This is a genomic window from Streptomyces dengpaensis (assembly GCF_002946835.1).
In the GTDB taxonomy this organism is placed as follows: domain Bacteria; phylum Actinomycetota; class Actinomycetes; order Streptomycetales; family Streptomycetaceae; genus Streptomyces; species Streptomyces dengpaensis.
Window position 1 is genome coordinate 266,962 of record NZ_CP026652.1, and the last position, 12,431, is coordinate 279,392.

The window sequence follows — 12,431 nt, forward strand, 5'->3', positions numbered from 1 at the left end:
GGTGATGAGGCCGGTTTGACCTTGCTTCAGGGGACAGCTTCCGGTCCCGGTGATACACCGGTCAAGGGATCTGAGACTATTCCGCACTTTGTCATCGCTGCCATCGCGACTTCAATTCGGCCATGCCAACAAAATGCTGATGAGGGCTCATCGAAAAATGTGTGCCGGGTTCGTTCGTTCCACGGATTGCCGGGCTGTCGGCGGCGCCTAGAGTCGTTTCGCGGAAGCCGATTCCGCGGGAACGGCACCGGGTCGTCCCGCTGGCGGACACGCTCTTCGGAGGGTGAGAGGTGGTCTGGAGTTGATCGACAGCACTGTGGCCGACACCCCGGCGGAGTCACGCTCCGTGTTCAGTCGCTCCGGCCCGCACGCGGCAGACGCCGGCGAGGCGTTGCTCCACGAACGCATCGCCGCACACGCGCACCGCGTGCCGGACGCGCCGGCGGTGACCTGTGATGGGCGGACGCTCACTTACGGAGACCTGGACGCCCGCGCCGAGCGGCTCGCCGCCGGCCTGCGAACCCGGGTGCACGACGAAGACGCCGTCATCGCGGTGTTGATGGACCGTTCGACCGACCTGATCGTTACGCTGCTCGGCGTGCTGAAGGCGGGCTGCGCGTATCTGGCGCTCAACACCGCTGACCCGGACCGGCGTCTGGCGGAGCTGGTCGCCGACGCCGGGGCACGTCTGGCCGTGGCGGCACCCGAGCACGCCGGACGGCTGCCGGACACCGTTGAGACCCTGACACTGGCCACAGCGCCCTCGCGCACCGGCCCGGCGAACGTCTCCTCGGCCGCCGCGCGGGCCGACCGCGCAGCAGCGGCCCAGGCCCGCGCGGCCGACGACCTGGCCTACGTGTGTTACACGTCGGGCTCCACCGGTGCGCCCAAAGGCGTGGGCGTGACCCATCGCGGCGTTCTGCGTCTGGTGGTGTCGCAGGACTGGCTGCGTCTGACACCCGAGGACACCGTGCTCCAGGTCTCCGCGGTGTCCTTCGACGCGTCGACGCTGGAGATTTTCGGCGCGCTCTGCGCGGGCTGTCGCCTGGTGGTGCACCCCGGCGGGGGACCGGTCGATCTCGATGCTCTGGCCGCCACCGTCACCGGCCACAGGGTGACCGTGGTCAACTTGGCCACCGGCCTGCTCCACCAGCTGATCGAGAGCCGGTTGTCCTTCTTCGCCGGTCTCCGGCACGTGGTGACGGGAGGCGACGTCGCCTCGCCCGCACTCGTGGCCCGACTCCTGGACGCCTGGCCGGGTCTGACGTTCACCAACGGCTACGGCCCCACGGAGAACACCACGTTCACGACGTGCTGGACCACCAGCGGGCCGCCGCCGGACGCCGTTCCCATCGGTACGGCCGTCACCGGCACCGGGGTCGCCGTGCTCGACGACGCGATGCGGCCGGTGACGGCGGGCGGCACCGGCGAGATATACACCTGGGGTGGGGGCCTGGCACGCGGCTACCTGGGCCGGCCCGCGGCCACCGCGGAGCGCTTCCTGCCCTGCCCGTTCGGGCCGCCGGGGTCGCGGATGTACCGCACCGGCGACCTGGCCCGGCTGCTGCCGGACGGGAACCTGGAGTTCGCCGGACGCACCGACCGGCAGGTCAAGGTGCACGGTTACCGAGTGGAACCGGGTGCCGTCGAGGCGGCCCTGGCCCGGCAGTCCGGCGTCGACCGGGCGGTCGTCGTGGTCGAACAGGACGACGCCGGCCGTAAACGCCTGGTCGGCCATGCCGTTCCGAGCGGCACCGCGGACGAGGGGCTGGGCGCACGGCTGCGCGCCTCGCTGGCCGCCGAACTGCCCGGCTACGCCGTCCCGGACACGATCCTGGTGCACACCACGCTGCCGGTCACCGCGCACGGCAAGGTGGACCGTTCCGCCCTCACGAGCGCGGGCCCACGGCCGCGCGCAGTGGCCAACGCCTACGTTCCTCCGGCCACGCCGCTCCAGCGGCGCCTCACCGAGCTGTGGAGCGCGCTGCTGGACACCGCGCCCGTCGGGATCGACGACGACTTCTTCGACCTGGGCGGCCACTCGCTCCTGGCCGCCGAACTGCTGGACGTCATGCACAAGGAGCTGGGCGTCGAGATACCGGCCACCGCGCTGTATCTGCGCTCCACCGTCGCCGAGCTGAGCGAGGCCGTGGGCGAGACCCTGGCCGGACGGGAGATCCGATCGTGACCGTCTCACCGCACCACACGCCGGCCCCGCCCATCGCCTCCGGATGCCCGGTGCACCAGGGCGGAGCCGGCCTGGGAGCCCTCGCCGACCTGGCCGATCCCGCGCTCTACAGCGACCGCGACCCCCATGCGACGTGGACCGAGCTGAGGCGCCGGACGCCCGTCACCCGGCACGAGAAGGACGGCCACCCGTACTGGTCGGTGACCCGGTACGCGGACATCGACCGGGTGCTGCGCGACCACGCCACGTTCACCTCGCAACGCGGCACCCTGCTCTACCTCCTCGGCCGGGGCGACCCGGCGGGCGGCCACCAGATGGCGGCGACGGATCCGCCGCGGCACACGTCGCTGCGCGAACCGCTGCAGCGGGCACTGGCCGTCAAGCCCACCATGGAGCGGCGAGAGCAGATCCGCGCGGTGGTGACGGATCTGCTGGCGCCGCTGGCCGACGGAGGCCCCTACGACCTCGCGGCCCACGCGAACCAGCTGCCGATGGCCGTGGCCGGCGTGCTGATGGGGCTGCCCAAGGAGGACTGGGGCCGGCTGGTCGACCTCACCACCGCGTCCGTGGCACCGGAGGACCCGCGCTACCGCGACGAGCGCGGCATCGACCGGGTGCTCAACATGGCCCACCGCGGCCTGTTCGCCTACTTCCACGAGATCGTCCACGAGCGGCGCACGCACCCGGGCGACGACCTGATCAGCCTGCTGCTGAGGATGGAGATCGACGGCCGCCCGCTCACCGCGGGCGAGGTCATCTCCAACTGCTACAGCTTGCTGCTCGGCGCCAACGTGACCACGGCCCAGGTCCCGGTGAGCACCCTCGCGGAACTCATGGGCACACCGGCCCTTCAGGACTGGGCCGACCGGCCGGACCTGATCGTCAGCGGAGTGGACGAGGCGCTGCGCTGGGCCACGCCTACCACGCACTTCATCCGCTACGCCACCAGGGATGTGCACCTGGGCGGCACCCGTGTCGCGGCGGGCGACGCGGTGGCGGTGTGGCTGCCGTCCGCCAACCGCGACGAGGACGTCTTCCGAAACCCGTTCACCTTCCACGTCGCCCGTCGCCCCAACAAGCATCTGGCGTTCGGCATCGGCCCGCACTACTGCGTGGGCCACACCGTGGCCAAGGTGACCCTGCGACTCTTCTTCGCCGAGCTGTTCAGCCGGTTCACCGACATCGTCCCGGTCGGCCCGGGCAAGCGACTGTACTCCAACACGATCTACGGGTGGACCGAGATGCCGATCACCGCCCGCACGCGGCCGCGGGCTCGCCAGGCCGCCTATTGACCCGTGGCCGCCCGCTGTCCGCCGCCGGGCGGCCGTCAGCCGAACCGAAGGTGAGGTCCACCAACCGATGCCGATCGCCGGCCGACCCCCGCGCTGGTTTCTGAGAGAACCGCTTCCCGACGCCCGAGCCCGAGTGTTCCTGCTGCCCTATTCGGGATGCGGCGCGTCCATGTACCGCCACTGGCCGTCCGAGTACCAGGGCGTCAACTTCGTGCCGGTGCAGCTGCCGGGACGCGAGAACCGGCTGCGGGAGCAGCCCTTCGAGACGTACCAGGAGCTGGGCCGCGTCCTGTCCGAGGTCCTGGAACCCCATCTGGACGGCCCCTACGCCCTGTTCGGCCACTGCAGCGCGGCGCTCGCAGCCTACGAGACCGCGGTGCAAGCCGTCGGCCGCGGCGCGCGGCCGCCACAACGGCTGTTCGTCTCCTCCGAGGTGGCCCCGCAGGATGGGCCGTACGGCCGTCATCTCCAGATGGACGACGAGGAGCTGGCCGAGGAGCTGCGCGGGCTGATCGTGCAGTTGGGCGGCAACCCGCTGCCCACGTTCGTCGGCATGACCCTGGGTGTGCTGCGGCGCGACATCGAGGTCAACCGCCGCTACCACCTGACCGATCCGCCGAAGCTGCCGTGTCCGATCACCGCGATCGGGTGGAGCGGCGACGTCGGGATGGAGCCGGAGCGGATGACCGGCTGGGCGGCATGCGGCGAAATGGATCAGGTCGTCTTCGACGGCGGCCACTACGGCTTCATCGAGGGCCCCGAGAAGCTGCTGCGGCTCTTGGCCGACGGCGTCACCGCAGACCGGCCGTCCACAGGACCAGCCGGCGGAAGGAGTGAAGAGGCATGTTGATCCTGTCGTTCAAGGAAGGACACGACAGCGCGGTCACGGCGATCGACGACGGCCGCCTGCTGTTCTCGCTGGAGGCGGAGAAGGACTCCTTCCCGCGCTACGACTCGCTGACCGCGGAGGTGCTGCTAGCCGCCGCGGAGCGGCTGGACCGGCTACCGGACGTGGTGGCCGTCGGCGGCTGGGTGAAGGGAACGTATTCCGAGGAGCCGCCCTCGCGCACCGGCTACTTCGGCGTCGGCGAAGGGTCGGTGTCCGACCAGGCGGGCCGGTTCTTCGGCAAGGACGTGCGGGTCTTCTCCTCCACCCATGAGCGCTCGCACATCATGACCGCCTACGGGCTCTCGCCGTTCCCCGCCGGGCAGCCGTACTACTGCCTGGTGTGGGAGGGCAACATCGGCTCCTTCTACCGCATCGACGAGAGCGGCGGCGTCACCCACCTGCGGCACGTCATGTCCGACCCGGGCAACAAGTACGCCTATCTGTTCGCCCTGGCCGACCGGAAGTTCACCGCCAACAAGGGCGTCCTGCGGCTCCAGGACGCGGGCAAGCAGATGGCCCTGACGGGCTTCGCCCGGCGCACCGAGACCACCGCGGAGGAGCGGGAGCTCATCGACTTCCTGCTCGCGCAGGAGCGGATCATCACGACCCTGGGCAAGAACGAGATGGACTGGACGCCGTTCCGGAACATCGGAGTCGAGTCGCAGGAGTACAAGGACCTGGCGGCGAAGTTCTCCGACGCCATCTTCGACCGCTTCCACGCCTATGCCGCGGAGCACCTGACCGAGGGGCTGCCGCTGCTGATCTCCGGCGGCTGCGGGCTGAACTGCGAGTGGAACCGCCGCTGGTCCGAATGCGGCCTGTTCCCGCAGGTCTTCGTGCCACCGTGCCCGAACGACAGCGGCTCCTCACTGGGCACTGCCATCGACGCTCAGCTGCACTACACGGGCATGGCGACCGTGGAGTGGGACGTCTACGCCGGCGACGAATTCGTGGAGGACACCGCCTTCGACCCGGAGCGCTACGAGACCCGGCCGCTGGACTACGGCGAGGTGGCGCGGTTCATCGCCGACGGAGGCATCATCGGCTGGGCCCGCGGCCGGTGGGAGATGGGCCCCAGGGCGCTGGGCAACCGGTCGATCCTGGCGGCGCCCTTCAGCGCGGAGACCACCGCCCGGCTGAACAAGATCAAGCAGCGGGAAGGATACCGTCCCATCGCTCCGCTCTGCCTGGAGGAGGACGCCGGGCAATGGTTCGAGGGCTCCGTCCCGGACCCCTACATGCTCTACTTCAGCACCGTTCGCTCCCAGGCCCTCAAGGCCGTGACACACGTCGACGGCACGGCGCGCGCCCAGACCGTGACCCGCAAGCAGAACCCGGCCGTGGCCTCTTTGCTGACCGCCTTCCGCGACCTCACCGGGTTCAGCGTGCTGTGCAACACCTCGCTCAACTTCTCCGGCCGCGGCTTCATCAACCGCACCAGCGACCTGATCCGCTACGGCGAGCAGCACGACCTCGACGGCTACGTGGTCGGGGACACCTTCGTCACCCGGCGCGTCCCGCGGCCCTGAGCCGGGACCGCGCGGTCCCGGACCCCGCGCCCCTGTGAGAGCACTCGTGTACGTGTGAAAGAGGGAACACCCATGCAGCAGAGCAAGGTAAGGCTGAGCGGACGACAGGCCGATCCGGAGTTCTTCCGCTTCGAGGAGCGCAGCGAACTCGACTACGGGCTCGTCCTGGACGTCCTGCACGGCCGCAGGCTCGGAGTGATCTTCCGGGACGTCATACCTCCAGCCGCGCGTAAGGAACTGACCGAGCGGTTCTGGGCCAGTCCCGCACGCCAGCACCGCGAGGGCGAGCCGTCGCACTACGTCGGCGCCTACCACTGGAACAAGAGCGCCGACACCTACCTCCGGGAAGCCGCCGAGGTGGCCGACCACGTACAGGAGGTGATCGACGCTCCTGGTTCGCCCTGGCACACCTTCCGGCGGGGCGTGAACGAGGCCCTGCGGCAGGAGGGCGCCTCACTGAGAGTCGCGGAGATGGACGGCCGCTCCGCTTCCGCGGCACTCATCCGCGCGTGGGACAAGGAGGGCGACTTCTCCCTCGACCCGCACGAGGACGAGGCACAGTGCAAGGATGCGCGCCAGGCCGGCTTCGAGATCCAGCGCGTCCTGGAGCACGACATCTGCGCGGTGAACATGTGCACCGAGCACACCGCCGGAGGACGGCTGGTGATCTGGAACATCCGCCCCGACGACGCGACGCGGCACGCCCTGGGCATCGAGCTGACCGGCCTGCCCTACACGGCCGAGGCCCTGGCCGACTTCGAGGAACTGCGCCTGGACATCCGCGAGGGCGACGTCTACGCCTTCAACGGCGCCTTCGTGCACGCGGTGGACGCCAACACCGGCAACCGCACCACGGTGTCCTTCATCATGGGCTTCACCGACGCCCACACGGTCGTGAGCTGGACCTGAGGCCGGCACGGCCGACGGCCCGCACCGGCCGCACCCGACGTCCAGGGCCCGCCTTCCCGAGCGTGCGCCGACTCCGCGCGACGCCGTTGATGCCCCGACGGGGAGGGCGGGCCCTGGCGATGTCCGTGGCGCTGAGACCAAGGGGAGGTAGGGAGAGGTGGACGTGGACGACCAGCTCGGGTCGTACCGGCGTGACCGGCCGGGCCCGATTGCCGGTTCCGGTTCCGGTTCCGGTTCCGGTTCAGGTGTCGAAGGAGCATACGGCAACGGGTGTCCGTACAGCGGCGCGCGGGCCGGGAGCACCGGCGCTGCCGGGCAAGCCGGCGGTGCGGACTCGGGCACCGAGGACTTCGACAGCCATGACCCGGCCTTGGCCGAGAACCCCTTTCCCGCCTATGCGCGCCTGCGGTCGCGGTGCCCTGTCTCCTGGAGCCGGGCCTGGGGTGGCTTCTGGGTCGCGACACGGCATGCGGAGGTCTCGGAGGCGGGGCGCGACGGAGTGTTCCGCACCGGGCACGTGCTGGCCGACGGGACCCTTCAGGGTGTGACCATTCCGCCTCTGGGACAGACCGGCAGGCTGGTGCCGCTGGAGGAGGACGCACCGCGGAACCTCAAGTTTCGCAAGTTGCTGTCGTCGTTCTACTCCGCGGGCAAGGTGCGCGAACGGATGCCGGAACTACGCCGGTTGGCCCAGGAGAGCGTCGACGCCGTCATCTCCGAGGGCGCCTGCGATCTCGTCACCGCGCTGACGCTGCGGGTGCCGGGCGTCGTCACCATGCGCGATCTGGGGCTGCCGGACGACCGCTGGTTCGAGATCGACTCGCTGGTCCACCAGGCGCTGCTGGCCGCACCGCACGATCTCGCCGGGGCCCGCGACCACGCGCAGCGCATCACGATGGCTCTGGTGGAGGAACTGGACGTGCGCCGCGAATACGGCACCGACACCACGGACCGCAGTCTGTTCCCGCTTCTCCTGGCGGGCAGGGTGGACGGCGAGCCCGTGTCCGACGAGGACATCCTGTCGATGCTGTACCTCATCCTGCTGGGCATCGACCCGGTGTCCTCCCTGACCGCGACGGCGCTTCTGCACCTGGCGGAGCATCCGTCGCTCAGGGCCCGCCTGATCGCGGACCCGGCCCTCATCTCGCGTGCCGCGGACGAATACCTCCGGTGGATGTCGCCGGTGCAGGGCACCGGCCGCACCGTCGCCGAGCACGTCGAGCTCGGGGGCCGTACGCTGCGGGCGGGCGAGAGGGTCTTCGTCAGCTGGGCCTCGGCCAACCGCGACGAGGCGGTCTTCGCCGACCCCGACACCGTCGACCTCGACCGCGACATCTCAGGACACCTCGCCTTCGGCGCCGGCTCGCACTACTGCCTGGGCGCCTCCCTGGTGCGGGCCCTGTTCACCGTGATGCTGGAAGAGGTGCTCACCCGGATTCCGGACTACCGGGTGAGCAACCGTGGGGCCGTCACCTGGTTTCCCGACATCACGTCCTTCTACGGCGTCACCTCGCTCCCTATCCGTTTCACTCCACGGTCCGGCTGAAATCCGACCGGGTCCTGGTGCGGTGACTCGTGACGACGGCCGCACGAGAGCACCACCGGGACGGAGAAAAGCGGCCCGGCGTCGCACGCTGTGCGGACCAGTGCGGAGCCGCAAGTCAACAGATCAGCGACGTGGCATCCGCGTAATTCCAACGGCCCTTCGAATTCGAGGCGATTGACCCTCATTCCGGCGGCACTGTAGAACATGGACGGACACGGCGATGCCGGGCGGCCTTCGGGTCTTCGGAAATTCGGTCCACGAAAGTCGGTTCAGCGCATTCCGTTCCTGGCAAATGTCGGCGGCCGTGACGAACGGCATGACAGCTGCCTGTTCGGCGGCCGAAATCCCTGATTCCTCCCTCGACAAGGACGCCCATGCCCGAACTCATGAGCCGGACGGCCGTACCGCGGCGCGTGACGGCGCCGCACGCGCTCGCCTCCTTCGCCGCGGTGGTCCACCGGCACACCGGCCAGGACGACGTCACCATCGACTGCCACGTCTCCGGCGACGGCACCGCGGGCACCGGCGTCGTCACCGTCGAACTGGGCGACGACCCCTCGTTCTCCGTCCTCGTAGACCGGGCAACGGCCGCCCGGGACGAACTTCCCGAGGCATCGAGTGCCGGCGCCGAGGAGCAGGAGGACGTACCGGAGACCGACTACACGTTCGCGTACGAGGCGGACAGCCTGACACTCCTGGCCCATGGCGCCCGCGCCCCCGGTCTGGAGGCCGCGGCACGCACCGCCTCGCTGTGCGGGACCCACGACCCGGCCCGCCGTGCGGTGTCGGCCCTGGACCCGGCCACGGAGGCGGAGAGCCGCGGACTGCGGGTCCTCGGCCACGGCGACCGCACGCCGCCACCACCGCGCTGCGTGCACGAACTGGTTGCCGAGCGGGCCGCCGCCACACCCGAGGCGCCCGCCGTCAGCCGAGCCGGCCGAGTGCTGACATACGGAGAACTCGACGCGCGCGCCGAGCAACCGGCCGTACGCCTGCGAGCGGCCGGACTCGGAACGCACCGGGTGGCCGCCGTCCTGCAGCGACGCTCACCGGAGCTCGTCGTCACCCTCCTGAGCATCCTGGGGACCGGCGGGGCCTACCTGGTGCTCGACCCAAAGGACCCGGCCGAGCGGCAGGCACGGCTGGTCCGCGACGCCGGCGCGGTACTCCTCATAGCCGAGGACGGGCTGGGCGACCGCGCGCCGGCGGATCTGGGCGGCGAACGGGTACCGAGCCTCATCGATCTCACGCTCGGCATCCTCCGCGAGGACATCGAGGCCAACAAGCGCTACCACCTGCCCGATCCACCGCGTCTGCCGGTGGCGATCACGGCCATCGGCTGGTCCCGCGACTTCGAGGTCCCCTACCGGAGCATGGGCGGGCGGGCCGACTGCGGTACCACCGACTTCGAGGTGCTGGAGGATGAGCAGTACACCTTCACCGAGGCGCATGCCGCGCTGCTCGGAGTGTTTTCGGCGGGTCTCCTGCCCACGGCCGCGGAGCACCTGCGGTGAGCGGGGCGGCTTCCGCCGGCGCCCGTCAGGACCGTTGGGTGCGGCGACTGAGTTCCGGCGACGATCCGCGCTGCCAGCTGTTCTGTCTGCACTGCGCGGGCAGCGGACCAGGCATGTTCCGGGACCTGCCGGACCATCTGCCCGACGACGTCTCCGTCGAAGCGGTGCTGCTGCCCGGCCGCGAGAACCGGATCGCAGAACGCCCCTACGACCGGATGGGACCCTTGGTGGAGGCACTGGCCGAGGCGCTCGGCCCGCGGTTGGACCTGCCCTATGCGTTCTTCGGCTACAGCATGGGCGCCCAGGTGTCGTTCAACCTCACGCACGCGCTGCGCGGCCGCGGACTGCCGCTTCCCATGGGCCTGTTCGTGGCCGCGAGCCCGGGACCCTACCTGCAACGTGAGGTGCCCGCCTGGAACGAGTCCGACGACCGGCTGGTCGAATACCTGCGCGAACTCGGCGGCACGGCACCGCACGTGCTCGACGACCCGGACCTGCTGGACCTCCTGCTGCCCACCCTCCGAGCCGATCTGACCGTGGTCGCGACCTGGCCCTACCGCGCGCGGCCGACACTGCCGGTCGCCGTCCGGGCGTTCTCCGGAGCCGAGGACGGACCCGCTTCTCCCGAACGGATGGGGGCGTGGCGGATGGAGACACACGGCGTCTTCCGGCAGAGCGTCCTGCCCGGCGGCCACTTCTTCATCAACGACGCACTGCCGACCATCGCCGGCGTCATCACCGCGGACCTGATGGAGATGCTCGGCCCGCCCACCGCGAGCACCGCCCGGACGGGCACGGGCAGACCGCCCCACCCCTAGAACCCGCCTCCCGTCCTCCTCGTACACCGACGTCTGGAGCCACCATGAGCGCACAGCCGCCCGACTTCTCACTGACCGAAGCCGAGTTGGAACAGTTCCACCGCGACGGCTATCTCGGCCCCTTCGACCTGTACGAGGAGGACGAGACGGAGCAGCACCTGCGCGCGCTGCGCCCCGACCTCCTCGACACCGAACTGGCCGTCTACAGCACGGACGACAGCGTCTCCGGGATCACCAACCTGACCACCTACGACCGTTACCGTCTTCGTGGCGCGGCCGCTGATCGGCCGGCTGCTCGGCCTGGTCCAACGGTCGGAGAACTCCGGCGACCTGGGCGCCGCGACCGTGGTCGGGCTGCTCGTGCTGGCGGCGACCGGTACCCATGCGTTGCAGATGGAGCCCATCCTCGGTGCGTTCCTGTGCGGCATCGTCATCGGATCCGCAGCGGGCACGGGGCGGCGATTCCTGAGTGCCGTAAGGCCGTTCATCATGGCGGTTCTCGCACCGCCGTTCCTCGCCACCGCGGGCCTCCAGGCCAATCTGTCGGCGCTGGCGGATCCCTCGGTGCTCATGGCCGCCGTGGTCACGCTCGCCGTCGCGGTCGGGGCGAAACTCGCCGGCGGCTATGCGGGGGCCCGGCTGACGGATCGAGACACAACGAATCGCTGTCCATCGGCGCCGGACTGAATGCCCGGGGCGTCGTGGAGATCGTGCTGGCTTCGGTCGGCCTTGGCATCGGACTGCTCAACACCTCCTCCCGCACCGTCATCGTCCTGGTGGCGGTGGTGACCTCGGGCATGGCACCGCCGATCCTGCGGCGACCACGAACCTCATCGCCCTGACGACCACGGAGATCGAACGCGAACGCCGGTACGCCACCGAGCTCGTGGCGCGGTGAGGCACACCCGGCCGAGCCGGCTGCCCATGACCAGGAATAACCGGTCCCGGAAGGAGCGACCGTGAAGGCGCAGGACGTATCGCACATCGAGATCTATGCGCGCGACAAGAAGCCGGTCATGCGCCGTCTCGTCTCCGACCTGCGTTTCGTGCGAGTGGCGGACTCCGTCGAGGTCGACCGCAGCTCGGTGCTGCTCAGGCGCGGCAACGCCCAGGTCGTGATCACTTCGGGCTGGGCGACCCGCCGCGCGGGGTCCCGCCACCAGGAGCGGATCGCGGACATCGCCGTCGCCTGCGACGACGTGGACGCCACTCGTAACGCCGCGCTGGCGGCCGGCGCCACGGTCACTCTGTCCGCGCAGGGCAACCCGATCGTCTCGGGAATCGGAGACGTCACCTACACACTGCTACCCGCGGGCACGCGCGCCGGATTCCTTCCCGACGGCCGCAACTGGGTGCCGAGTCCACCACAGGCCGCGCAGCCGGAGCCGGACGGTCCTGACCACGTGACACTGCGACTCGACATGGAGATCCCGGACAACCACGCGGCCTTCTACCGGAACGTCCTCAACGTCGCGAGTCCGTGGACCGAACCGGCACCACCGCAGGCCGGGACGGACGTCCTTGCTCTACAGAGCTCGACGGGACGCGTATCGGTGGTTCTCGTGAACGGTGGCCGCACGGGGTGACCCTTTCGTCGCATCACCGACGTAACGCCTCACCGCACGCCGGACCTGCCGACGTGACCAGTCCGCACGTCGGACGCGCCGACGCAACCGCAAGCACCGGCGCGGATCCACAGTCCAGACCACAAGCCGGCCACTGTGCCCTTCCCGATGAGGCGACTCG

11 protein-coding genes are annotated in these 12,431 nt (G+C 70.2%); all 11 read left to right on the forward strand.

Features of this window, described 5'->3' with window-relative positions; genetic code table 11:
• Positions 1 to 301: 301 nt before the first annotated feature.
• The 11 genes from C4B68_RS01265 (at position 302) to C4B68_RS01310 (ending at position 12,271) form a co-directional block, all read left to right on the forward strand.
• Positions 302 to 2,188: a non-ribosomal peptide synthetase gene (locus C4B68_RS01265; RefSeq protein ID WP_240634118.1), complete on the forward strand. Its 1,887-nt coding sequence runs from the start codon at positions 302 to 304 to the stop codon at positions 2,186 to 2,188.
• Complete coding sequence (locus C4B68_RS01270; protein ID WP_240634119.1) at positions 2,185 to 3,480, forward strand: cytochrome P450; 1,296 nt, start codon at positions 2,185 to 2,187, stop codon at positions 3,478 to 3,480. The genes C4B68_RS01265 and C4B68_RS01270 overlap by 4 nt, the downstream gene beginning before the upstream one ends.
• A 67-nt stretch (positions 3,481 to 3,547) precedes the next feature.
• Positions 3,548 to 4,330, forward strand: a complete 783-nt coding sequence (locus tag C4B68_RS01275) for a thioesterase II family protein (RefSeq protein ID WP_099505096.1) — start codon at positions 3,548 to 3,550, stop codon at positions 4,328 to 4,330.
• A complete protein-coding gene (locus C4B68_RS01280; RefSeq protein WP_099505095.1) occupies positions 4,324 to 5,898 on the forward strand; it encodes a carbamoyltransferase C-terminal domain-containing protein in 1,575 nt (524 codons plus the stop codon). The genes C4B68_RS01275 and C4B68_RS01280 overlap by 7 nt, the downstream gene beginning before the upstream one ends.
• 72 nt (positions 5,899 to 5,970) lie before the next feature.
• Positions 5,971 to 6,807 (forward strand): hypothetical protein, encoded by an 837-nt coding sequence (locus C4B68_RS01285; protein ID WP_099505094.1) that lies wholly within the window; start codon positions 5,971 to 5,973, stop codon positions 6,805 to 6,807.
• Positions 6,808 to 6,970: 163 nt separating this feature from the next.
• Complete coding sequence (locus C4B68_RS01290) at positions 6,971 to 8,353, forward strand: cytochrome P450 (protein ID WP_143674416.1); 1,383 nt, start codon at positions 6,971 to 6,973, stop codon at positions 8,351 to 8,353.
• A gap of 374 nt (positions 8,354 to 8,727) precedes the next feature.
• A complete protein-coding gene (locus C4B68_RS01295; RefSeq protein WP_099505092.1) occupies positions 8,728 to 9,867 on the forward strand; it encodes an AMP-binding protein in 1,140 nt (379 codons plus the stop codon).
• 38 nt (positions 9,868 to 9,905) lie between these two features.
• Positions 9,906 to 10,685 carry a thioesterase II family protein gene (locus C4B68_RS01300; protein WP_099505091.1) on the forward strand — a complete coding sequence of 260 codons (780 nt, stop codon included), beginning with the start codon at positions 9,906 to 9,908 and terminating at the stop codon, positions 10,683 to 10,685.
• A gap of 267 nt (positions 10,686 to 10,952) precedes the next feature.
• The gene (locus tag C4B68_RS01305) at positions 10,953 to 11,372 is read left to right on the forward strand and encodes a cation:proton antiporter domain-containing protein (RefSeq protein WP_099505090.1); all 420 of its coding nucleotides are present in this window, start codon (positions 10,953 to 10,955) and stop codon (positions 11,370 to 11,372) included.
• 14 nt (positions 11,373 to 11,386) lie between these two features.
• Positions 11,387 to 11,527 carry a hypothetical protein gene (locus C4B68_RS41605; protein ID WP_167458975.1) on the forward strand — a complete coding sequence of 47 codons (141 nt, stop codon included), beginning with the start codon at positions 11,387 to 11,389 and terminating at the stop codon, positions 11,525 to 11,527.
• A 117-nt stretch (positions 11,528 to 11,644) separates the two neighbouring features.
• Positions 11,645 to 12,271: a VOC family protein gene (locus C4B68_RS01310; protein WP_099505089.1), complete on the forward strand. Its 627-nt coding sequence runs from the start codon at positions 11,645 to 11,647 to the stop codon at positions 12,269 to 12,271.
• Positions 12,272 to 12,431: the final 160 nt, after the last annotated feature.

What these genes read in the sequence shown, in the direction of transcription:
- C4B68_RS01275 (WP_099505096.1), top strand. Translation starts at nt 3,548, where the DNA reads ATGCCGATCGCCGGCCGACCCCCGCGCTGGTTTCTGAGAGAACCGCTT.
- C4B68_RS01280 (WP_099505095.1), top strand. Translation starts at nt 4,324, where the DNA reads ATGTTGATCCTGTCGTTCAAGGAAGGACACGACAGCGCGGTCACGGCG.
- C4B68_RS01285 (WP_099505094.1), top strand. Translation starts at nt 5,971, where the DNA reads ATGCAGCAGAGCAAGGTAAGGCTGAGCGGACGACAGGCCGATCCGGAG.
- C4B68_RS01295 (WP_099505092.1), top strand. Translation starts at nt 8,728, where the DNA reads ATGCCCGAACTCATGAGCCGGACGGCCGTACCGCGGCGCGTGACGGCG.